The sequence below is a fragment of the Mucilaginibacter phenanthrenivorans genome, from assembly GCF_024721155.1.
Lineage (GTDB): Bacteria > Bacteroidota > Bacteroidia > Sphingobacteriales > Sphingobacteriaceae > Mucilaginibacter > Mucilaginibacter phenanthrenivorans.
Window position 1 is genome coordinate 191,053 of record NZ_JAHVAP010000001.1, and the last position, 22,024, is coordinate 213,076.

At 41.8% G+C, this 22,024-nt stretch carries 19 protein-coding genes and 1 tRNA gene; 4 read left to right on the top strand and 16 right to left on the bottom strand.

What is annotated here, in order from left to right:
- Positions 1 to 723: 723 nt before the first annotated feature.
- From KXD93_RS00900 to KXD93_RS00935, 8 genes are all read right to left on the bottom strand, one after another.
- The gene (locus KXD93_RS00900; protein ID WP_258134971.1) at positions 724 to 1,419 is read right to left on the bottom strand and encodes a hypothetical protein; all 696 of its coding nucleotides are present in this window, start codon (positions 1,417 to 1,419) and stop codon (positions 724 to 726) included.
- Positions 1,407 to 6,392, bottom strand: coding sequence for an ELWxxDGT repeat protein (locus KXD93_RS00905; RefSeq protein WP_258134972.1), 4,986 nt, complete (start codon positions 6,390 to 6,392; stop codon positions 1,407 to 1,409). Before KXD93_RS00905 ends, KXD93_RS00900 begins: the two co-directional genes overlap by 13 nt.
- A 328-nt stretch (positions 6,393 to 6,720) precedes the next feature.
- Positions 6,721 to 6,805: transfer RNA gene (locus tag KXD93_RS00910), tRNA-Ser, on the bottom strand.
- A gap of 190 nt (positions 6,806 to 6,995) precedes the next feature.
- Positions 6,996 to 7,964: a YihY/virulence factor BrkB family protein gene (locus tag KXD93_RS00915; protein WP_258134973.1), complete on the bottom strand. Its 969-nt coding sequence runs from the start codon at positions 7,962 to 7,964 to the stop codon at positions 6,996 to 6,998.
- Positions 7,965 to 7,976: 12 nt separating this feature from the next.
- A complete protein-coding gene (locus KXD93_RS00920) occupies positions 7,977 to 8,384 on the bottom strand; it encodes an acyl-CoA thioesterase (RefSeq protein WP_258134974.1) in 408 nt (135 codons plus the stop codon).
- Positions 8,384 to 9,439 carry an endolytic transglycosylase MltG gene (gene mltG, locus KXD93_RS00925; protein WP_258134975.1) on the bottom strand — a complete coding sequence of 352 codons (1,056 nt, stop codon included), beginning with the start codon at positions 9,437 to 9,439 and terminating at the stop codon, positions 8,384 to 8,386. The genes KXD93_RS00920 and mltG overlap by 1 nt, the downstream gene beginning before the upstream one ends.
- 12 nt (positions 9,440 to 9,451) lie before the next feature.
- Positions 9,452 to 9,754: a rhodanese-like domain-containing protein gene (locus tag KXD93_RS00930; RefSeq protein ID WP_258134976.1), complete on the bottom strand. Its 303-nt coding sequence runs from the start codon at positions 9,752 to 9,754 to the stop codon at positions 9,452 to 9,454.
- A complete protein-coding gene (locus KXD93_RS00935) occupies positions 9,738 to 10,526 on the bottom strand; it encodes a PASTA domain-containing protein (protein ID WP_258134977.1) in 789 nt (262 codons plus the stop codon). Before KXD93_RS00935 ends, KXD93_RS00930 begins: the two co-directional genes overlap by 17 nt.
- A 320-nt stretch (positions 10,527 to 10,846) precedes the next feature.
- Between KXD93_RS00935 and KXD93_RS00940 the strand changes: the two genes are divergently transcribed.
- A complete protein-coding gene (locus tag KXD93_RS00940; protein ID WP_258134978.1) occupies positions 10,847 to 11,980 on the top strand; it encodes an acyltransferase family protein in 1,134 nt (377 codons plus the stop codon).
- 57 nt (positions 11,981 to 12,037) lie between these two features.
- Here KXD93_RS00940 and KXD93_RS00945 read toward each other — a convergent pair whose 3' ends face one another.
- The 5 genes from KXD93_RS00945 to KXD93_RS00965 form a co-directional block, all read right to left on the bottom strand.
- Positions 12,038 to 12,958 carry an NADP-dependent oxidoreductase gene (locus KXD93_RS00945; RefSeq protein ID WP_258134979.1) on the bottom strand — a complete coding sequence of 307 codons (921 nt, stop codon included), beginning with the start codon at positions 12,956 to 12,958 and terminating at the stop codon, positions 12,038 to 12,040.
- Positions 12,959 to 13,013: 55 nt separating this feature from the next.
- Positions 13,014 to 14,102, bottom strand: coding sequence for an alkene reductase (locus KXD93_RS00950; RefSeq protein ID WP_258134980.1), 1,089 nt, complete (start codon positions 14,100 to 14,102; stop codon positions 13,014 to 13,016).
- Positions 14,103 to 14,227: 125 nt separating this feature from the next.
- Positions 14,228 to 15,040 (bottom strand): 3-keto-disaccharide hydrolase, encoded by an 813-nt coding sequence (locus KXD93_RS00955; RefSeq protein ID WP_258134981.1) that lies wholly within the window; start codon positions 15,038 to 15,040, stop codon positions 14,228 to 14,230.
- 300 nt (positions 15,041 to 15,340) lie between these two features.
- Positions 15,341 to 15,988, bottom strand: coding sequence for a hypothetical protein (locus KXD93_RS00960; protein ID WP_258134982.1), 648 nt, complete (start codon positions 15,986 to 15,988; stop codon positions 15,341 to 15,343).
- A 351-nt stretch (positions 15,989 to 16,339) separates the two neighbouring features.
- Positions 16,340 to 16,561 carry a hypothetical protein gene (locus KXD93_RS00965; protein WP_258134983.1) on the bottom strand — a complete coding sequence of 74 codons (222 nt, stop codon included), beginning with the start codon at positions 16,559 to 16,561 and terminating at the stop codon, positions 16,340 to 16,342.
- A gap of 188 nt (positions 16,562 to 16,749) precedes the next feature.
- On the opposite strand from KXD93_RS00965, the gene KXD93_RS00970 reads away from it, so the two are divergent.
- The 3 genes from KXD93_RS00970 to KXD93_RS00980 all read left to right on the top strand — a co-directional run bounded on the left by KXD93_RS00970 (position 16,750) and on the right by KXD93_RS00980 (position 19,784).
- Positions 16,750 to 17,409 (top strand): ABC transporter ATP-binding protein, encoded by a 660-nt coding sequence (locus KXD93_RS00970; protein WP_258134984.1) that lies wholly within the window; start codon positions 16,750 to 16,752, stop codon positions 17,407 to 17,409.
- Positions 17,409 to 18,548, top strand: coding sequence for a hypothetical protein (locus tag KXD93_RS00975; RefSeq protein ID WP_258134985.1), 1,140 nt, complete (start codon positions 17,409 to 17,411; stop codon positions 18,546 to 18,548). Before KXD93_RS00970 ends, KXD93_RS00975 begins: the two co-directional genes overlap by 1 nt.
- 135 nt (positions 18,549 to 18,683) lie before the next feature.
- A complete protein-coding gene (locus KXD93_RS00980; RefSeq protein ID WP_258134986.1) occupies positions 18,684 to 19,784 on the top strand; it encodes a hypothetical protein in 1,101 nt (366 codons plus the stop codon).
- 10 nt (positions 19,785 to 19,794) lie between these two features.
- Here the strand turns inward: KXD93_RS00980 and KXD93_RS00985 are convergent, their stop codons facing one another.
- The 3 genes from KXD93_RS00985 to KXD93_RS00995 all read right to left on the bottom strand — a co-directional run bounded on the left by KXD93_RS00985 (position 19,795) and on the right by KXD93_RS00995 (position 21,931).
- Positions 19,795 to 20,319, bottom strand: a complete 525-nt coding sequence (locus KXD93_RS00985) for a hypothetical protein (protein WP_258134987.1) — start codon at positions 20,317 to 20,319, stop codon at positions 19,795 to 19,797.
- Positions 20,320 to 20,322: 3 nt separating this feature from the next.
- Complete coding sequence (locus KXD93_RS00990) at positions 20,323 to 21,393, bottom strand: tetratricopeptide repeat protein (RefSeq protein ID WP_258134988.1); 1,071 nt, start codon at positions 21,391 to 21,393, stop codon at positions 20,323 to 20,325.
- A gap of 118 nt (positions 21,394 to 21,511) precedes the next feature.
- Positions 21,512 to 21,931: an acyl-CoA thioesterase gene (locus tag KXD93_RS00995; RefSeq protein ID WP_258134989.1), complete on the bottom strand. Its 420-nt coding sequence runs from the start codon at positions 21,929 to 21,931 to the stop codon at positions 21,512 to 21,514.
- Positions 21,932 to 22,024 lie beyond the last annotated feature (93 nt).

The following is a 22,024-nucleotide window of genomic DNA, read 5'->3' on the forward strand; positions in this document are numbered from 1 at the left end:
AGTTAATATTTCTAGAAATAGGCGGCCTTTATTTTTTGTTATGGCAATTACTCATCATTATTGCATTAACACGTCTGCCATTTTTCAAGCGTTCGACCTACGAAAAGCTTTTAAATTTTGCCTTATAAACGCAATAACATTATCCACGAAAGAAATTTAAATAGGCTCCACGTCTAGCTCAAACCTAACTCAAAAAGACGTTTTAAAATAAAAAGGAAAGTCTGCAATCGTTTTATTTTCAGGATTTTCCTTTTTTGATATTGAAATTTGCGGGATGAACGGGAATCTATTAGAACACTGGAGGCATATTTGAAGTAATAAAGGAAATTATTCAAGAAAATAGGATAGAAGGCTGAATATTCATCTCTGATACTTCTACTTCTTTCCATGCATAAATTGACCGAATTTTACCTTTATCATAATTTGTCAGAATATCTCCTAAAACCTGAAAGCGATCTTTGGGCTTTCATACTGTGTGAAAGTCCTGTATTTCGACACATACCAAAGTTAAGAAAACTGGCCTTGACTTTGATACTGACCTATCACCTTAGGCGAAGATTTTTGAAGGAAATAAAAGCAGGAAGAACCATTGCTAATTCTTCCTCTTTTATTATTAGTGCGTAAAGAGAGAGCGTTAACTATGACTTGAAACAGTTACACCTGCCTAAAAATCAGTTAATTATATTTAGCACATCACTAATGGCCACGTCGGGAACAACTTTTTTAGTTTACAGTAAATGAATAGTCGCCGGAATCGGATGTATTGCCCTGGGAATCGGTGGTTACCACCTTCCAATAATAAGTGGTATTTGATTTTATACTAACGTTACCCAAGCTATCCGCTACAATTCCGCTTTTGTATAAAACCGGAGATTGTTTCGTATCAAAATAAATGCTATAGCTGGTAATATCGTTGTCAGCATCGGAGCCTTTCCATTTCAGGCTAATTTTTCCATCTCCCAGATTTACATATTGCTGCATAGTTGGTGCTATTATCTCGGCCGGGAAGGGTGCATAAGACGTTACACCCGGGCCGGAATTGTAAAACTTCCAGGTTTCGCTCACCACTGTACCACTTGAACTATTTGATTGCGAGGTGATATTCCATGAATATGATGCATTAACGGGCAGCGTAACATTCAGTGTAGTTCCTGAAGTTGTTTTTGTGATAAGAGTGCCGTTCAGCAGGTTTTTTATAGTTAGCTTGTAACTGTTTGTATTGGCAGCACTTTCCCAGTTAAAAGGTATAGTACTTTCTGTAGCCAATTTATCATTGCCAATAATACATGCCGCGTCAGCCGCCGGAAAAATAAGAGTTGCGGCAACGGGATTGGGCCCTGGCTGTGCGCTTTTTTTGCTGCTGCAACCTAATGCAAATAGCATCACCAGTAAAAATACTATCCTGTTTATTTTTTCCATATTTTATATGCTGTTGATTTGTTGTCAAGGTCGAGTCGTAAAATGTAAAACCCGGAATCTAAATTGCCCGGATTAATCTGAAGCTTATTGTTACTAATGGTTTGTGTGCCAGACCATATTAGTTTACCCTGCAGATTCTGCAACGTTAATTTAGCTGTTCCGGAGCTTTTGAAACCGATGCGAATGTTAATCACATCAGTAAAAGGGTTAGGGAAAATAATCACGTTGTTGTTTATCAATAAATGTTTTTGTATTATACCCTGGCATGGTTTATCAGTGCTAACGGTTAACACGTTATCACCAGCCGCAAGCTTTAGCGATAGCTGGCTTAAGCTGGTTGTTTTCTCAGTGCCGTTGAGGTTGATGGTGTACAAATTCCCACCTTGTAAATTCAGGTTAACTGTACTATCCGCCTGATTCACTACTGCATATAATGAAAGATCTTTAGGTTCCGTTACATTCACAGTAAAATCACGTTCATAGCCTGTTTTACCATCTGCCGTTATTGCTAGTTTATAGCTGCCTGCTGCCAGCCCTGTTACACTAACTGAATCTGTAAAGTGCAGTGTTTTTGTATTACTGCCTTGTACTATAACGGTGTAATTTAGTTTTTGAACAGCGGTGATCTTAATTATTCCATCGTTATCGCCTTTGCATGGTTCAGAGGTTACCTGTATCCTGAAATTATCATTTGGTTGTGTAAACGGGGCGGCGTTTATCAATACATTCAAACTTTGTTCGGCGCGTAACCCAGTAGCGGGTTGAGTAGCTACTACATCTACACTCCCGGTACCCGGTTTTCCCCAGTTAACCAGTACCGTATTAACCGAAGCGTTAACTGTACTGTCCCCTTTGGCAAACCACGTGTATGTAACGCTCGTATCAGGCCCAGTTTGATAAAGTATATTATGTGCGCCTGCCAAAACAGTGTCTGGCCCTGTAATTACCGGTATTTTTGGTGCCGGGACAACAGTTACGTTCAGCGTTTTGGTATCGCCAGCCCCGCAGCCATTATAGTTAGCAACCTGTAATTGATAAGTTCCGGCTTTATTCCATTGCACCGTGGCCTTATTCCCTGAAGTGTTGATCTGCATATCGCTGCTGTTCGCTGTCCACTTGTAATTTACGCCATCGCCCGCTGCGACCGTGTAATCAGTTTTTGTTTTCTCAGCCACAACTGTTTCGCCAGAAATGTTTCCCACCTTTCCCGGTGTCGTATCCATTGCCAATTTTTCAATTACACCACCCTGTCCCGATAGGTAAATGGCATTGCCTTGTAAGCTGATACCCTGTCCTTCGGGAGTGTATAACCGACTGGATTGCCATGTAAGCCCACCATCAAATGTTTCAAATATAGATTGATACGATATGCCGTAATTACCAGAAAATGCGTAACCATGCATGTTATTAACAAAGCACAAATATTGTATGTCGCCAACAATAGCGGTTGTCAGTGTTTTCCATGTTTTTCCGCCATCACTGGTTTGTAATATCAATCCTTTCAATCCGGCGGCAAGGCCATTGCTCTCATCAAACATATGAATTGCGGTCAGATAGGAATCAGGTTGCGAGTAGATATATGTCCAGGTAAGGCCCTGGTCTGTAGTTTTGACAATGCTGTTTGCACCCACAGCAAAACCGGTGGTGTTGTTAATAAATTGAATTTGAAAAAACCACCCCGCAGGGTTCAATGATGGCGAACTTGTCCATGTAGCACCGCCGTCGATAGTTTTTTTGATCTCGCCGTCATTCATTGTGCCAATAAAACCTATATCATCATTTATAAAATAAACACTTCTTATCTGTTCGGGGCCGTCACCTGAGAGCAATTTTTTCCAGGTGGTGCCGGCATCGCTTGTTTTATATAAGTCAGCCATTACGACGCAATAAGCAGTATTTTTACTACTAAAAAAGCTTGTGATGTATGGGTACGGATAAGCTTGCGACAGATCTAACTGCATAGGATGCCATGAAATGCCTCCGTCTGTGGTTTTTAAGTTTGCGCGATTACCAAACAGATAACCGGTATTGGTATCTGTAAAATTTACGTTATTGAAATCGTCTCCGGTAAGCTCAATCGCGTTTTGCCAGCTTTGGCCGCCCTGTTTAACAAACACATTGCGCCCCGGGCCTCCAGAAGCACCCGAGCCCACGCCGATACCTACAGCAGCCCCAAGAGAACCATCTTTATTAAAGGCGACCGCCAGTAGGTCACCAAAGCCATAAGCTACGTTGTTCCAGGTACTGCCACCGTCCGTTGTTTCAAAAACGGCACTACCGCTAAATCCCGACGCTACATAACCTGTCTTTTCGCTCAGGAAATAGCCGCCTTGAACATATCCGTTAGGCACTACGCCCGCCCTGCTCCATGTTTTACCGCCGTCAGTAGTTTTCATCATGTCGCCAGCTGTGCTGAATAAATAGCCGGTCGCATTTACAAATAATATATTTTGAAGGTTGGTATTATCGCCCAGTGTGCTTGTTAAAGTAGTCCAGGTTAGGCCACCATCGGTAGTTTTCATTAACATGTCTGACGAGCCGCAAACATAACCGGTTTTTTCATCTGTAAAAAAAGCAGCATTGATGTTGTTATAACTAGCGAAATCAAGTTGCAACCACGACTTACCGCCGTCGGTTGTTTTATAAGCGGCAGAACTGCTGAAAATATATCCCGTGTTGGCTGTTGGAAATGCCATTGCCGTGAAATAAGGGTAGGGAACTGATGGTACGTTTAAAAGCCCCCAACTGGCGCCTCCGTCTGTACTTTTCAAGAATGTGTTATTATTTCCAAGAATATAGCCGGTGTTGCTATCGGCAAATCTGATCTTTTTAAGATCCTGAACCGCACCTGCACCTGCCAAAAGCCAATGCGCACCGTTGTCTGTACTTTCCAGTATTTTGCCGTTACCGCCAACAGCAACTATGCGGGTGCCATTCACTCCCACATCATATAAACCGTAAGTCAGATTTTGCATTTTTGCACCGCAAGGGCCGGTAGCTGTAGTTGTATCTGCCGGCTTATTCACCTGCACAACAAATGTTTGCTGGTAGGTAGTATTGTTTAATTGCGCAGCTACCCTTATGGAATACGTGTTTTTATCGGCGAAATGAAGCTTAGCGGCAGTTTTTAACTTTCCGCTATCCATAATAAAACTACTATTATCGCTGTCCCCATCACCAGTGGTTAATTTATAATCAGATGCTTGCTGTCCATTTTTTAGAGAAACGACTCCTACTATGGTTTGAGCGGGTTTGTCATCATCAACTTTGTTATTGCTCAGCTTTATCATAGCCGAAGTGTCTGTAAAGTCGATAGCTTTATTTAGCCCACTCGGAGTTGCACTGCTTTTTGCTTTTCCGACATGAATTGTGCCGGTAAGGTTTGCTTTGAAATCATTCTTACTGTTATCGTTGGTTCTTATCGTAAGGGTACCGTTTTGCTCATTCTGTTGCGCAGGGAAATAAACGAGATTAAAGTTGACCGATGCACCGGATTTAAGTACCTGGGCCGGGTGCCCGTTTACGTAAAATGCAGTTCCGGAAACACTTACCTCAGCTAAGGTAAGTGTAGCATTACCTGCATTGGTTATAGTTACAGGAGTGGTGATGGCACTATCTATCTTGGTATTTATATTAAATACATCGCCTGAACTTAAACTCTGATAACCAGCAGCTACATTTAATTGTGGGCTTGCGATGTTATTCCATAATCCGGTTACCGCCCCGCTTTTTGCTGAAAAGTATAACGTACCGGCTATATCCTGTAGTTGCGTTGGGTTTTGAGGTGATGAAAATTGAAGTGATTGTGAGTTTGATGCATCCAGTGCATACACAGAGCCTTGTAGTATGTAAAATAGTTTGTTGGCTGATAAAACTGGCGTGCCCCCGGTTAAGTTGATGTTGGCAGCCTGAGTGGTTCCTGTTGCTGTTCCGTCACTAGTCCAAAGCGCAAAAGAACCAGGCGCGGCGAAGTACAGTTTATTGTTAAAATTCACAAAATTCTTCATGCTTGAACCGGAGAGGTAAGGTGTCCATGGGTAATTTTTCAAACTTGCAGTACCTTTGACTGTACCATCACTGTACCACAGGTAATCAATACCGTTACGATTGGCATCAGTTGCCTCAATTGAGTAAAAAAAGCCGTTGCTGGCTTGTGTGATGTTATTAAGCGCTACACCTCCGTATTGCACCGCATCATATGATTGAAGCAGCACAGGCGTATCGGATACCGGGCTTAACTGGTAAAGCTTGATGTTTTGTGTATTGGATGTACTTGTTGTAAAAACTAAATTGCCATTTATATTCCGCAGTTGACCAACTGAAACGTTATCTTCGAGGTTAACCGTTGTTGTTCCGGCTACAGTTCCATCTGATTTTCCAAGCGTTCCACTATAGGGGCCTTCGGTAAAATACAGCGTATTTTGTACCGCTATCAATTGTCCGGGCCCTTCATTAAGTGAGCTGATTAGCTGAACAAGATTTCCCGAGGTGCCATCTGTGACAAACAGTGTTGATGTTGGCACGCTGGAACTGTTTGTAGCAACAAAAAACAGCCTATTGTTTGCTACTGTTAACTGTACAGGATCAGATCCATTGTAGCCATTACCCGGATAGGGGTTTATATCGGCAAACATTTTTGTGCCCGCCGGTGTGCCATCGCTTACCCAGAGTTCGTTGCCATGCACGCCGTCATTCGCCGCAAAATATACTTTACCGTTATACACCGTGAGATTTGCAGGTGATGAGCCGGCTGGACCTGTTGCAATATCTTTTACAAGTGTTGTACCTGAATTTGTCCCGTCAGACTTCCATAACTCAATTCCGTGAGCACCGTCATCGGCAGCAAACAGGAGGAAACCTTTGTAACTTGTAACGCGACCAACGGAGGTAAAATTCTTGATCAGTTTTTGAGCCTGCAGGGAGCCAGCAGCCAAAAATAAGGCAAGCACAGCAAAAATAAACTTTTTATACATTTAATTGTGATACTGATTAGAGTGATATAAAACTAATAATTTAATAGCACTTTGCAATTTTTTAGATTGCAATTACTGCGTAAAAAACAAAAAATTCCAAATTACTTGATTTGAAGAGTTTTTTACATTTTCTGATTGTCTTGACGGAATAAGTTGTGGAGATGAAGAGGCCTCTTTGAACACCTTTTACAGATTTTATGAATTATAAGGGAAATTTACAAGGAGAAGTAATGAGTATGGCTACCCTATTGTTATTACTAAATCTCATTATCAAAAAATCACATCTAATATATAAAAAAAGGGACGATTTTTCAATCGTCCCTTCCAGCGGAGAGCTAGGGATTCGAACCCCAGGACCTGTTACAGTCAACAGTTTTCAAGACTGCCGCAATCGACCACTCTGCCAGCTCTCCGGGGTCAAAAGTACAAAACCGGGCCGAATTGCCAAACCTGATATTAAGTTTTTTTAATTATTGTATAAGTTGTTGATTTGGTGATGTTTGTGGTGGTTTTTGCAGCCTGTTTTTGCTTTTTTGCCGGAAAAGTGCTTCTTAACACTTCTTAAAAAATGCTTAAAACCCGCGTATTTAAGCGGGGAATTTGCTAATCAAGCGGCTTTTTTCGAAAAGAATTGAACATGGGCTTTACTTCCTTGATGTTCCGTTTGGAGTACTCGATACTTGCGTTTAACTCAAAGCCGATGATCAGGATGAGCGAGTTCAAATAAAGCCACAGCATAAGTATGATCAACCCGCCTAAGGAACCGTACACCTTGTTGTAGGAAGAAAAGTTGTTAATATAATAGGCAAATCCAAGAGACGTTAGGACGGCAAGTATGGTTGCCATGATGGAGCCGGTGCTCAAGAATTTCCATTTCTGTTTATTGGCGGGGCCATACCGGTATAACAATGATATGGTAAAAAAGAATATAGCTATCACAATTATCCATCGGGCGAAGGCTAATAAATAGATCCAAAAATGGCTCTTCTCCTTCACGTGTGATTTTAAAAGGGTTATTACGGCTTCACCACCGGTCATAATGGTTATGGCTACTAAAAGCGCTACACTTATCACTATTGTAAGCACTAATGCGATGCTCCGCCTTTTTAGCCAAGTCCGCTTTTCGACTATCAGCGACGATCGGTTAAAAGCCTGCATCAAGTTAGTGATTCCATTCGTGGCAAAATAAAGGGCTGATATGAAACCTATTGAAAGCAACTTGCCGTTGTGGATCCTAACGATGTCTTCAATGGTAGCCTGGAACGCCATATAGGCGTTGTAGGGCAATACTGTCGACAAAATGCTAAGCAACTGTCCCTGGAAGTTTTTTATGGGGATATAGGGGATAAGTGTAAACAGGAATATAGTTGCCGGGAAAAATGCCAGCATGAAATTAAATGCCAGCGCCGAAGCTTTATTTAATAAGGTTCGCTGCTGGATCTCGTGGGCAAAAAAGGCAACCACATCATACAACGGCAGCGGATGAAAGCCCGGCAGTACATATGATTTTGACCACGCTATAAACCTTTTGTAAAACTTAAACCTGAGTAAAAGGCGGTGTGTCCACTTCATTTGAACGTAAACTTACTCAAAAAAAGGTTTTAATTTATCTCGAAAATCCTGCGGGGCAATGCAGGGGCGTTTGGTTGTCATATTTATAAATACCAGTGATGTTTCACCAAGGTTTATCAGTTCCTGCTTTTCGTTATAAAGCTCGTAGATAAAGTGGATCTTTATCCGTGGCATCTCTTTCATAATTACTTTTACCGTAATCTCCTCGTCGTACAGCGCGGGTTTGTAATACTTGCAGTTCAGTTCTATAACCGGCATCATAATCCCTGATGCTTCCATGCCACTATAAGTTAAACCCATACTGCGCAGCATTTCCACACGGCCCACCTCGTAAAACTCCGCATAGTTACCATAGTACATATAGCCCATCTGGTCGGTTTCCCCGTATCGTACCCTTATTTTAGTAGAGTGCTCGAACATTATTTTTTTATATTTCTGTCGTTAAGGGCTTGCTGAAACGCGTGGGCGTTTACCAAATGTTGAGCAACGTTAGTAGCGAATGCGTGGTAGCCTGAAAAGTCGGCTTTGGCGCACATGTAGATATAATCGTTTTTCTGGTAATCGAGCACCGAATTAACGGCAGCTACCGATGGCATCATGATAGGACCGGGGGGCAAACCTGTGTGCAGGTAGGTGTTATATGGTGAATTGATAGAAAGGTACCTGTTCAATACCCGTTTGATAGTGAAATCATTCTCAGCGAAGATAACGGTTGGATCAGCTTCCAGCTTCATGCCTTTTTTAAGGCGATTTAAATAGAGACCTGCTACGGCAGGCATTTCATCATCATGCAATGCCTCAGCATCAACTATTGACGCCAAAATGGATACCTCGACAGGAGTAAGGTTGATAGCCGCTGCCTTTTGCTTGCGTTCGGGCGTCCAGAACTTCTCGTAGTTGGCATACATCCGCTTAAAAAACTTTTCGGGCGATGTGTTCCAGTATAGTTGGTAGCTGTTTGGCAAAAACATGGTGTACACATTGTCTGTAGTAAAGCCGTACTGCTGCACAAAACTGGTTGAATCAAGTAACCGAATGATGGATGTTGAATCAGGCTCTATCTTTTTCGATAAAAAGCCCGCGAATTCTTCTTTCAACCTTAAATTATGAAATGATACGGTTACAGGTTCCTGGGTACCGGAGGCTAGCATATTGATCAGGCGGCGATTGCTCATCCCTTCATGCAGGCGATAACGGCCTGGCTTAACCCGGCTGATATAATTCATGTTTTCAGCGGCCTTGTAAAAGCTGGCGGTATCCTTAACCATTTGCTTTTCCTGAACGGTTTTATAAACGTCAGTAAATTTCGATCCGGTTTTTATGTAAAGATATTCCTGGTTGTTGGTTACGTTAGGACTGAAATATTTTAGGTAGTAATTTAAGCCGGTAAAGCCAATAGCTACCAGGAGTATGATCACCATAACAACGATAAACTTTCTTGAAGTTCCGCCTGATGATGTGTTTTTTGCTGTCATTTTAATAAACTTTTAATATTTTAATTTTTGCAGGGCCATTATCCCGCCGGTTAAATTGCGTGCTTGCAGGTAGCCGTTTTGCGCTAATATTTCCCGGGCGGTTTCGCTTCTTAATCCCACCTTACAAATAACAATAATTTCGTCTGTTTTGTTGTATTCCAGCTTATCCAAGTTATTAATAAACTGTGATAACGGGATATTCCTTCCACCGATATTGAACGTATGAAATTCAATCTCCTCCCTAACATCAAGTAAATTCAATTCTTCACCGTTTTGCATTCGCGTGAATAATTCCTGGTTATTGATTGGGGACATCTGACTTTTTACCTTGTGAAACGGTAAGATTTATGCGGGTGCCATTGCTCGCTTTGCTCAGCGAGTCGGTTCTTATGGGCGATTGCGCCACAACTACCAGGCTCGTTGAATCCGTTATAGTCCCCTGGTAAGTAATGGTGCCTACGGTCAATCCGCCTTGTTTGATCACAAATTTGGCGGCATCGAGATCCTGGTTTACCAAATCGGGAATTTCAACTTCGCTTGCGCCTTCGCCGTTACCAAGCACCAAGTCTATCCTTGATCCTTTGGGGATCTTGGTACCTGCCTTTATTTCCTGTCCGCCAAAACGCATTTCAAGGATTCTGTCGCGTGCTATATCCGATTTATAGGTGGTATCACCTACCTTTAAGCCGTAGTTTGCCAGCGTGGCCACAGCCTCGCGGTAAGTGTATGGTTCCAGGTCGGGCATAGATACAGGCGGGGCCTGGCGGGTAACCACGGTTAGGTAAATGGTACGGTTCTCTTTTACATTGGTCCCGGGGTCAGGATCCTGTTCTACAACTGAGCCTGGGGGTTGATCAAGCACATAAACCGAATCTATCTTATAGTCGAATCCTTGCTCCTTAAGCATACTCATGGCTTTTTCAACCTGCATGCCTTTTAGCTGTGGTACGGGGATGCCCGTGCCATGACGGGTGTAAAAGCTTAAGCTAAAGAACGCTATCATTAAAATAACAACCACCGTGCCTATTGCCAGCAGCAGGTTAGCCCGGAATTGTCTTGTTTTTAAATAAGCCCAAAATTTACGCATCTGTTTTTATCAGGGTATTTGTAGTCAATTTAACAGTCAAACATAAGGGAAAATTTCGGATTTTTCGCTTTAGGTTGTTTTTTCAAGGTGCTAAGAAGCGCTACGCCGTTTCAGATTAACTTGTTTGAGGCGTTGCTGTTTTCGATTTGGATATTGTCGTTTCCTTCGGCCATTTAGCGACAATGGAAATATTGAGATAATGATTTATTTTTCGCTATCTCAATAAATTAAACCATTTTTACTAACCCGTCCTGTCAAACTCCAGGCTGGCGGTCAGCGTTAAGATAACCATTATCCAATTATACTTATTTCACCAATTAATGAACAAAGCACCTGCGTATCTTGCGCCCAAAAATCATTACGAGATCCTCGACGGATTGCGCGGCGTAGCCTCTATTTTGGTAGTAGCCTTTCACATTTTAGAAACCTTTGCAGGCGGTGACCGCTTTAAACAGATCATCAATCACGGTTACCTGGCGGTTGATTTCTTCTTTTTGCTGTCAGGCTTCGTGGTAGCCTATGCCTACGATGACCGCTGGGCTAAAATGACCCAATGGGATTTTTACAAACGCAGGCTCATCCGTTTGCAGCCTATGGTAATCATGGGCTCACTTATTGGCGCGGCGTTGTTTTATTTCCAGGGAGGAGTTGCGTTTCCGATGATAGACGCTACGCCTGTTTGGAAAATGCTGCTGGTTATGGTGATAGGTTGTACACTCATTCCCATTCCAATCTCGATGGATATTCGGGGATGGCAGGAAATGCACCCGTTGGACGGACCTGCATGGTCGCTGTTCTTTGAATATATTGCCAATATCCTTTACGCGCTCATCGTTCGCAGATTTTCAAAAACTGTGCTTGCAATTTTTGTGCTGATTGCAGCCGGTTTGCTGATTAACTATACTGTATTCGGTCCGCAGGGCGATGTTATCGGCGGCTGGAGCATTAATAAAGAGCAATTAAATATTGGCTTTACGCGGGTGCTTTACCCATTTTTTGCAGGTGTGCTGCTTTGCAGGATGGGTAAGCTGATCCATATTAAAGGTGCATTTACTGTTTGCAGCCTCCTTATAGCGCTTGTTATGTTTTGGCCCAGGGTTGGCGGTAGCCAACACCTTTGGATGAACGGTGTTTATGAGTCGTTTTGTATAATTCTTGTTTTCCCGCTGATCGTTGCTATTGGTGCAGGCGGCCAGATTACCGGGAAGCGTACCGCAAGGGTGTGTAAGTTTTTCGGCGATATTTCTTACCCGATGTACATCACACATTACCCGCTCATTTATATTTTTACCGCCTGGGTGGCAAATAATAAGGTAACCATGCAAAATAACGGATTGCTTGTTGGCGGGTTGCTATTTGTGACCAGCATCCTGCTGGCTTATGGCTGCCTTAAACTTTACGATGAACCGGTGCGTGAGTGGCTTAGGAAGCGGTATTTGGTGAAGCGCGGTTGATATTAAATCTTTGTCATCCTATGCACAAATAGGATGACAAAGAAATTATGCTCTATATCAATTCACCTCCAACACCACCTTGCCATTAATCCCGCCAGCAGTCACCAAATCCTGCGCTTTGCCGGCTTCTTCCAGTTTCAATATTTTAGCAATTTGAGTTTTGACTTTGCCTTCTTCAACCAGTTTTACACCAAACTCAAGTTTTTTGTGTGATGGTTCTGATGAGATGAATTGCGCGTTAATACCATATTGCTCAGCTAACTCCTGCGATGGCGGCATAACTGCGCTTAATAATTTGCCCCCTTTTTTAACCACAGCGAATGACTTGGCTTGTGTCTCGCCACCTGCAAGATCAATTACCAGATCAACATCTTTTACCAGTTGCGTGAAATCCTGGTTTTTATAATCGATCACCTCATCGGCACCAAGCGACTTAGCCAATTCAAGGCCGCCACGCGAAGCGGTGCCGATCACGTAAGCGCCCAAAGCTTTTGCTATTTGAACCATAATACCGCCAACCGCGCCGGCTGCACCATGGATCAATACACGTTGTCCTTCCTTCAACTCACCGCCTGTTACCAGGAATGTATACGAGGTAACAATTGGTATAACTAAAGCAGCAGCTTCCGGCAGGCTCACATTGTTTGGAATCAGCGCCGCCGATTCTTCCTTTATTACTACGTATTCGGCGTAAGTACCGCCAAAGGTGCTGCCAAATACTTCGTCGCCAACCTTTAACCTGGAAACCCCGCTGCCTACGGCTTCAATTCGTCCCGCAACATCAGAGCCGGGAATCCACGGTAAGTTTAACGGGATCATTTTTTGCATTGACCCTGAACGCACCTTCATGTCGAAAGGGTTTACGGTGGTAGCTGCTATCTTTATTAATATTTCGTTTTCACCGGGTTGCGGCTTGTTAATCTCCGTTAGATGGAGAACATCGGAATCGCCGTAGGTATCAAATTGGATCGCCTTCATGGGGTTGTTTGTTTTTAGTTTTTCAACAGGTGCTTTGTGTAAATGTTTTGAAGTATTAAGCAGTATAGGTGGGGTAGTCAGTATAACCTTTTTCGTCAGCGGTGTAAAATGTTTCCACGTCGAGGTTTGCCGATAGCGGTTCATCTTTTTGAAAACGTTCCACCAAATCAGGGTTATTGATGAACGGACGGCCAAATGCTTCTAAGTCAGATATGCCGGTTTGCAGTTCGGCTTCCGCTGATTCTAACGTATGGCCACCGGCAAGTATCATCGTATTTTTAAAGGTATCACGAATAGTTTGTTTGATAGCCAAAGGAACGGCGGGAGCTCCGATCGCCGAATGATCCACTACGTGAACATAAGCAATACCTATCTCGTTAAGCTTCCCTGCAAGGTATTCGTAGGTTGCATCAATTTCAGGGTAATGCGGCATATCACTTGCAACTCCGTAAGGGGATAACCTGATCCCTGTTTTCTCTTTGCCGATAGCTGCTGCAACTTCTGTGGCTACTTCAACTACAAAGCGGCAGCGGTTTTCGATGCTTCCGCCATAATTATCAGTCCGGATATTACTTATTGGCGATAAAAATTGCTCTAACAAATAGCCATTAGCGCTGTGCAATTCTACACCATCAAAGCCTGCGGTTATTGCATTTTTAGCAGCGGCTACAAATTCAGCCTTTGTACTTTGCAACTCTTCGGCAGTCATTGCTTTGGGGATAGGGAACTCTTGCATTTGCTGTGCATCTGTCCACATGTGGCCAGCTGGTTTAACGGCAGATGGGGCAATCACTTCAGCGCCCTCCGGCAAATTAAGAGGGTGACTAATGCGACCGGTATGCATCAACTGCACAAAGATTTTTCCTCCCTTTTCGTGAACAGCGGTAGTTACCTTTTGCCAGCCTTCAACCTGTTCGTCGCTAAAAATGCCGGGAATGCGCGCATAGCCCAATCCGTTAGGCGAGGGTGAGGTGCCTTCCGTAACTATAAGCCCAGCGCCGGCGCGTTGGCCATAATATTCTGCCATTAAATCATTAGGCACATTGCCAATAGCCCGGCACCGCGTCATCGGCGACATAACGATCCTGTTTTTTAATGTTATAGCGCCAACTTTAGCCGGCTCAAATAGTCTGTATGCTTCCATGTTAATGATTGTTGTTTAAACATGTAAATATATTACTCTTTGCAATTTAAAAAGAGACATGGATAAAAATGACAGAAATTTGTTTGACTATCTTATTTGTAAAGGATCGAGTCGGTATTCCCGGTTTAATTCAATTTCTTTATCCAGATGTTTCTTACTGAAATTTTTGTGGTGGCTTCAATTTCAATCCCTATCATTCCCGATTGATTGTTTGATGATTTCGGGTCATCATCTATCATTACCGCCATTAGTTGTCCGTTTAAAATGTGCATACAAACATTGCCCCGGGCAATTACTGTATACTCGTTCCAGTCGTTCTTTTTAACCAGTTTTGCCAATTCATCGCGGTCACCGATGTTGCCTATAAGCTTCTTGTATTTTGTGCTAAAACCTTCAACAACCTCACCGCGCCAGGCCAGGATCCGCATTGGAGTGTTTTCTGAATAAAACTGGCCCGTCCAGGGTTGTGATGGCCAAAAATCGGCCTGCGGACCGGTCATCATCCAATTTAAGTTAACGAGGCCAACGTTTGCTGTTACTTCCTTCGAAATGGGATTTAACCAGGGGATGCCGGTTTTACTGCGATATTGCATCCCACTGCCGCCTTCGCCCTCAACCTTTATCTCAAATTTCAGGGTGAAATCCTTAGCCTTCATCCCCTTGTAAACAATATAGCTGTTGCCGCTTGGATTCTTAGGGGTCGATTCACCAACAATAGCGCCATCTTCAACCCGCCAGAATTTTGGGTTACCGTCCCAATCCTTCAGGGTTTTACCATCAAAAATAGAAACGTAGCCTTCATGGTCATTAAAATCGAGTGGCGTTGGCTCTGTAAAGCCATACATTTCGTGCTTTTTAGGAGATGTTTGGGCAACGGCGATATCAGTTGTCAATTGCATAAATAATATACAATAAACGGGAAGGATTTGCTTTTTCATATAATGGATTAATGTAAATACAATCAGGCAAAGCGTTCCATTTTTTCCAGTGGAACACCCGGAACGCTTTGAAACATCTTGATTATCAAATGATTTTCTTTTTAGGGTAATCAAATAATTGATAATAACGCTATAATAGCTTGTTAGTCGGGATTCAAAATATTGTAAATCCGGACTAACGCATGAGACTTAACTCATGCCAACAAGCTAACAGTAATTTAAGTAAAAAAAGCGGCAATTCGCCGCTTTTTGATGAAATCTACTTTCTTACAATCATTTTAATAGCAACGATATCAACATTCATTTATATAAAGTAACATCTTTTAAGTTTTCATTCAAGTATTTTATCTGGAGTAATAATTCAACTACAATCAATTCGTAGTCTTTATGAACATTAGCGAGTTCATTATTTAGCATTGCATTTAGATTTAAAAAAAGGGTCTGATACCTAATGATGTACAAATAATATAATTTTCGATAGAGAAAATCTTTTTCTCCTTCATATTCTTGAATAAGTTCATATGCTAATCTAATTTCAGAGGTGAAGAATAAAATCTTATTTAGGGCGTTAATTATTTGTATAATACTTGAGGACTGTAAGTATTCTGACCTATTAATAGTTGACAGTATTACTGTATCAATTTCAAGTTTATCGTCTTGTACTAAAGTAATCTGCGATAGTATATTTCGAGATTTTTCTTGATTGGTAATAATTTGATTAGCCTTAATTTGAGCTTTAAATGCTATAAAAACTAAAATGGCTGCTATGCCATTAATAAAAGGTGAAGTAATGCCTCCAATTGTTTCTCCAATTGAGGCTGAATTTGAAAAGTTCCAAAATTTGAAGAACGCCGGCTGTAACAATAAGGCAGGGATGACGATAATAATCACAGCTATAAGTATTATTAGTTGTACTGTCTTATAATTTTCGATGTTAGGCATTTTCATTTGTTGGATTAATTGGTATTGTAATATAGTTTTTTCTAAAGAAAAGCTAGTATTATGTGAAAGATTTAACTACGACAACAATCCTTCCCTTAACATCAAATAAAAATTTCCAATATTTTGTAGGATTAAAAACATGGGAACTTTCCTGCTTTAATAATTGTTGATTTTAATATTGATCCATGAATTAATTGGATAAAAATACATTAATAGCTGCTACATTGGTCAGGATTTTAAAATCTGGGATAACAAGTTAACAGGAAAAAGCAAAAGCGGCAATTCGCCGCTTTTGCTTTTTGTTTTTACCCTGTCCAAGCCACAGTATAGCATCGGAGCTATTAAGATGCTTTATTGCTAACAGCAAAGAAGATAATGATAGTCTTGTGAGCACGCGCCACTAGCAGGTTGATAAGTTGTACAGCCGTCAGGCGGCGGCGGAGGAATATGCGGATCTATAGTGTCGCTCTTACAAACGCAACCCGGCGGAATAGATCCCCCTTTAACGTTTTTCATTTGTGCTCTTGTGAGAATGTCTTTGGGATCTGGATTCAGATCCATCAAATCTGTTTTTTTCATACGTGTAATTTTAGGTTAATTAAATTTCATCTAATATGAGAAATGATAATCTAATTGCAAAATTATTTCTCAAATAGTAATCAATTAATTGTGTAAGTTACAATCCTGATGAGTTTATGTAACAAAAGCTGGAAATTAAACTTGCGAATAATATAATTAACCAAGCTGTTTGTGTAACAATCCTTATCTTGCCACATCAAACAAAAAACTTCCTGATGCTGCATTTTGTAGAATTTAAAAAATTTTATGGGAATTATCCTGCCTTATCAATTGCCGACTTTAATATTGAACCCGGAATTTACTGGATAAAGGGTGTAAACGGTTCGGGTAAAAGTACTTTACTGAAATCGATCTCAGGCATCCTTGCCTTTAATGGCGATATTATTCTGGAAGGAGGCATCAGCATAAAAAAACAACCGGTTGCCTACCGCAAGCTGGTAAACTTTGCCGAGGCCGAACCGCTGTTCCCCGAGTTTTTAACAGGTATGGAGATGGTTAAGCTATTCGCCTCAGCCAAGGATGCGCCAGCAGGGCAGGAGCTGCACTTTATAGAGAGCATGAAAATGCATAGCTATATCGACCGGCCCATAGGTACGTACAGCAGCGGGATGCTAAAAAAACTGTCGTTGGTGCTGGCTTTTCTTGGTAGTCCGAAGCTGATCTTGCTGGATGAACCTCTGATCACAATTGATACTGAATCATTAAAAATATTATATAGTTGGATCAGGGAACAGCATGATCAGGGGGTGAGCTTTATGCTGTCATCGCACCAGGCACTCGATGTTGATGAACGGCTGGATGCGGGTGAACTTTTGGTCGAAAATCAAACCCTGCAATTTACCCGCTGATGCCGCAGCCGTTAAATAATATACTGGTAAAGGTCTTCGCCCGCGGTTTTTATAAGGTAAACTCCGGACTATTGATCTTCCTGTTCGTAATCCTGGTGAGCTATTGTTTTTTCATCAACACACTGGGCGACGTAAAGTTGCTGCCACCGGGAAGGGAACTCTATTACCAGTTCATGATCCTCATAACATTTGTGAGCAGCCCGGGTATGATGCTGATGTTTTTTACGGTGTGGATCTTTTACACCATCAAAAGCTGGCAATACGTATCGGGCCAATTACAGATTGAACATCATGAGTTTTTGTATTACAGTGTTTTATCTGCAGGCAGGATTCAGCAGTTTAAAGGCTGGTTTTATATGCAGTTTATTATCAGTTTGCCGTTTGTGTGCTACGCGCTATTGGCATCGGTAATAGGGGTGGTGTTGCACCATTATGGCATGGTAATGGTAATTATTTTGTTTACTATTCTTCTGATTACCACCACTGCATTTATCTACACCAAACAATTGAATGCACTGCTTGAAGATACAGGGCAAACCTGGCTGATAAACCTCGGACAAAGCTGGCGTAAACCATTTTTTAGCCTGTTTGTTTATCACATATTCGACAGGCTGAAGATGGCGCTTGTGCTTACTAAGTTGCTATCCTATGTAGCTATTATCAGCATTATGTTTTCCTTTGCCGATGCAGTTACCAACAGCCGGGTAGCTTCCTTCGCTGTTTTGGCGATTGTTATGGCACATTCCATACTGATTTATCAGCAGCACAGGTTTGCATTGGTGTATTTGAGCATTACGCGAAATTTCCCATACAGCCTGGGGAAACTATATGCACAGCATGTTCTTACTTATTTAATATTACTGCTTCCCGAATGTATATGGCTTTTTATCAACTTTAAGTTTTTTATGGCGGTTGGTTTATTGGTAATGTTATTGGGAATTACCATGCTGTTCCATTGTGTTTTATACCGCATAGGGCTGGCCATGAACAAATACCTGCCGTGGTTGCTGGGGATTTTTTTTGCGATCTCGCTGGTGATCTTGTTTGGATTGGTGTGGTGGTTGGTGCCAGTTTGTTTTGGGGTTTCGTATTGTTTGTTTTATGTTAATTATTATAAGGAGGAATTGGATGAGGGGTAAAAATTGGCGTGAATATCGCGCGCTGAATTTACCCACCCGACCTCGCTACGCTGGTCGACCCCCCTTCGCTGCGCGTAAGGAGGTAAGAAAAAATGACGAGATATCGATCAGTATTGTTGTTTAGAAATTGAAAGAATGAAGCCACTAACCAACATCCTCACAAAAATATTCGCAGCAGGCTTTTACCGTGCACATGCCGGGATCCTTGCAGTTGGCTTTTTTGTGCTTTTTGGGATGGTGGAACCGGGGCAACTGCTTAATTATCATAAAACCTTAATGCTGACCTTTGTAAGCAGTCCGCTGATGATGGGAGTGGTGTTTGCGGGCTGGTTGATCTATACACTTAAAAGCTGGCATTATGTTGTGGGGCAGATTGGTGCCGTTAATCAGCAATTTTTGTTTTACAGCAGCAATGCCTTTGCAAAAGCTAAGCAGTTTAAAAGCTGGTTTTTTGTGCAGCAAATGATGATGCTGCCTGTTTCGGTTTATGGAGTTATAGCGGCAGTGGTAGGGGTGGCGCATCATTACTATCTTATCCCGCTGGCAATTATTTGCTATCTGCTCTCACTTGCTGCCTTGAGCGCAATGCTATACCGGAAAATTGTAAATAACCTAATAGATGGCAGCACACAAGGCTGGCTGCTAACCCTCAGCCGCAAATGGCGAAAACCATGGTTCAGCTTGTTTATTTACAATATGTTAGATCAGCATAAGGTTACCTGGCTGGTTACCAAAGGACTTTCTTATTTATTGATAACCGGATTTTTTTTGTTGTTTGCCGATGTAGCGCATGATATACGTGTGGCGGGCATTGCCTTACTGTCGGTAGTAGTGGCCCATGTTAAGCTGATATTTGAAGAACGCAGCTTTGAGGAAAAATGGTTAAGCTTTACCCGTAATTTGCCTTATAGCCGCTTGCAATTGTTTACTGCCTTCACCGGGGTTTATTTAATAATTATGTTGCCGGAAGCTATCTGGCTTTTCAGCCGGTTTAACCCGGTTATAGCGTTTGAATTGCTAATTACCGGTATTAGCATTGCCATGCTATTTCATTGCCTGTTGTACTACATCGGGCTCGATATGGACAAGTATTTGTTGTGGATCTTTTTCCTGTTCGTAGTTATTTTCTGGTTGATTTTATTTAAGCTGATTTTGGCGCTGGCGGTGATTAATTTGGTTGTGGCGTTTGGGGTGTTTTGGCGGAACTATTATAACGTTAGGGTTATTGTAAATTAGGGCTAACTTATTACCATTTCAGCTCTTTGCCTTCGTCTACGGCTTTCTGCAAGCCATCGATTTGCCGCTGTTTATTATAAAGTATGTCAAATATATATGTTATAGCCAGGCCGATCGGCCACATTGCAAAGAAAGAATAATCGGAATTGTTGGTTATAATAACAGCTATAATGCAGAACAGAACGCCAGCGACCGAATAATAATTGGATTGATTGGATTTCAGCACGTAGCCGCCTTGTTGAAAATTATAGGTGAAAAGTGATCGAAGCCGAGGAACCCAAATAAAGTAAAAAATCACTTTCTGCCACGGTCTAAGATCTGCCCGATAATTCGCCAGTATTTCGGAACTGTTTTTGTGTGTAAATATTGGTTCGTGTCCATTAATTTCTTCTTCTGATATCTGCCTTTTTATAAGCTCATCTTTGGCAACAGAAGAAGCCAATTTAGTATAGTCGACTTTATTTGCCGCTATTTCAAGCAAATCGATTGTTTCGAGTTTTATATATTCTTTCTGAAGGCTTTCGCGAGTTACCATATATCAAAACATATTCCTGTGAAACCTGTGCTGAGCATCCAACTGCAACGGGTTGGGTCCGTACCATTTTATAAAGTTTTCCCACTTGCTTTGATTTGCAGTTTTCCAGGTGTTAAAAGCCGCTTCATCACCCATCATCAATAGCCAATGATCGTATGCTTCCATATTGTTGGCCTGGCTTATCTGATCCTGGTAGGTAAATAATACATTCGGGTAAGTTTTATCAGTTCCTTTTTCTTTGTAAACTTTCAAGAAATTTTGCCTGATGCGGTCCAGCGAATTTAAATCGATAGTTCTTTCGCCAAGGGTCGCTAAGCTCATTGTCATCTCATAAGTAATTCCATAAGGCAGCTTTTTATTATTTAAATCGTCAACCGTCATAGTATTCTGCTTGCTAAAGCTTATGGCGGTTTTATCGGCTGATGGAAAAGTTATGCCTTTTTTATAAGTATCAAAAAGCAATTTACTGATCTCGCCGGTACGTTTGCTATTGCGTTCAATGTTCATGAAAATCTCGCCATACAAAAGACCCCATACAGCGCTTTCAGACCCGCAATAGATCTTAGCCGCCCAATAATAATTCGATGGGAACTTTGGTTCAACCTCTATCCCCTTCTCAAAATATTTAATGGCCTCGCTATAATTCTTACGTGTTAACGGCATGGTACCACGTTCAAGATATAACACACCGGAGTTAGGGAACTTCTTAAGCCCGTCTTCATAAACAGCGATGGCCTTGTCGCTTTGCTTTAATACGTCGTAGCTGTTGCCCAATAATTCGTAAAGCCTGTCGAAACTGTCCGGGCGGTCTTTTAATTTTTCGAGGAGATCTACCACTTTTTGATAATGTTCCTGGCTGTAATAACAATAACCCATTTCGTAAGGGTACACGATATTATCGGGATCGAGTTTTTGAGCCTCGTCCAATAGTTTAAGTGCGTCGTCAAATTTGCCTGCGTCTTCCAGTTTAACAGCCTCAACACCCTTTTGGTGTGCGGTTTCTTTTGGTGTTTGCGCGAAGCAGCTAAATGTAAATGCAGCAATAAAGATTAGCGTGGCAGCAATAGTTTTCATAATAAAGCAAGGGGGATTGATGGTAAATATAAGAGATCGCTATTAAAAAACGTCCATTTTTCAATCGGTTCGGACAAAATAGTTAAAGTGTTTGTTTCTTCAAATCACCTCGGTCAATTTATATCAAATACTGCTCAATAACATCCTCCGGAATTTTAACGCCCCGACCGGTTGCCATATCTATCATTACATAATCAAACCAACCATCGCAGCAAATTTTGCCGGTGCCTTTATTTGTGATATCAAATTTAACCCTGCAGCCCTTATCATTGATGCTTTCGATGCCGGTTTTTACAATAAAATAATCGCCCATGGCTAATGCGCGTTTATAGTCAACATGCGCGGTACGCACTACCCAGCCAAAGCCGCGTTCTATAAATTTTTCCATGGCCATACCGTAACAGCGTTCCATTTGGTCGTACCGGGCGGCTAGTACGTAGTCGAAATATTTGCTGTTGTGTACGTGATGGAACATGTCTATATCATCAGGACGTACGCGGAATTCGGTTTCAAAGGTAGATAGAGGAGGTGTTTCCATAGGATGTAAAAGTAAGAAATGATGTGTTGATGTACGAATATGTAAACGAATGAAGAGATTATCTATTCAACATAAAAATAATAGTGCCGGTGT

What these genes read in the sequence shown, in the direction of transcription:
- KXD93_RS00915 (WP_258134973.1), bottom strand. Translation starts at nt 7,964, where the DNA reads ATGAAGTGGACACACCGCCTTTTACTCAGGTTTAAGTTTTACAAAAGG.
- KXD93_RS00900 (WP_258134971.1), bottom strand. Translation starts at nt 1,419, where the DNA reads ATGGAAAAAATAAACAGGATAGTATTTTTACTGGTGATGCTATTTGCA.
- KXD93_RS00905 (WP_258134972.1), bottom strand. Translation starts at nt 6,392, where the DNA reads ATGTATAAAAAGTTTATTTTTGCTGTGCTTGCCTTATTTTTGGCTGCT.
- KXD93_RS00975 (WP_258134985.1), top strand. Translation starts at nt 17,409, where the DNA reads ATGCCGCAGCCGTTAAATAATATACTGGTAAAGGTCTTCGCCCGCGGT.
- KXD93_RS00945 (WP_258134979.1), bottom strand. Translation starts at nt 12,958, where the DNA reads ATGAAGGCGATCCAATTTGATACCTACGGCGATTCCGATGTTCTCCAT.
- KXD93_RS00950 (WP_258134980.1), bottom strand. Translation starts at nt 14,102, where the DNA reads ATGGAAGCATACAGACTATTTGAGCCGGCTAAAGTTGGCGCTATAACA.
- KXD93_RS00960 (WP_258134982.1), bottom strand. Translation starts at nt 15,988, where the DNA reads ATGAAAATGCCTAACATCGAAAATTATAAGACAGTACAACTAATAATA.
- KXD93_RS00965 (WP_258134983.1), bottom strand. Translation starts at nt 16,561, where the DNA reads ATGAAAAAAACAGATTTGATGGATCTGAATCCAGATCCCAAAGACATT.
- KXD93_RS00980 (WP_258134986.1), top strand. Translation starts at nt 18,684, where the DNA reads ATGAAGCCACTAACCAACATCCTCACAAAAATATTCGCAGCAGGCTTT.
- KXD93_RS00940 (WP_258134978.1), top strand. Translation starts at nt 10,847, where the DNA reads ATGAACAAAGCACCTGCGTATCTTGCGCCCAAAAATCATTACGAGATC.
- KXD93_RS00930 (WP_258134976.1), bottom strand. Translation starts at nt 9,754, where the DNA reads ATGTCCCCAATCAATAACCAGGAATTATTCACGCGAATGCAAAACGGT.
- KXD93_RS00935 (WP_258134977.1), bottom strand. Translation starts at nt 10,526, where the DNA reads ATGCGTAAATTTTGGGCTTATTTAAAAACAAGACAATTCCGGGCTAAC.
- KXD93_RS00955 (WP_258134981.1), bottom strand. Translation starts at nt 15,040, where the DNA reads ATGAAAAAGCAAATCCTTCCCGTTTATTGTATATTATTTATGCAATTG.
- mltG (WP_258134975.1), bottom strand. Translation starts at nt 9,439, where the DNA reads ATGACAGCAAAAAACACATCATCAGGCGGAACTTCAAGAAAGTTTATC.
- KXD93_RS00995 (WP_258134989.1), bottom strand. Translation starts at nt 21,931, where the DNA reads ATGGAAACACCTCCTCTATCTACCTTTGAAACCGAATTCCGCGTACGT.
- KXD93_RS00985 (WP_258134987.1), bottom strand. Translation starts at nt 20,319, where the DNA reads ATGGTAACTCGCGAAAGCCTTCAGAAAGAATATATAAAACTCGAAACA.
- KXD93_RS00990 (WP_258134988.1), bottom strand. Translation starts at nt 21,393, where the DNA reads ATGAAAACTATTGCTGCCACGCTAATCTTTATTGCTGCATTTACATTT.
- KXD93_RS00920 (WP_258134974.1), bottom strand. Translation starts at nt 8,384, where the DNA reads ATGTTCGAGCACTCTACTAAAATAAGGGTACGATACGGGGAAACCGAC.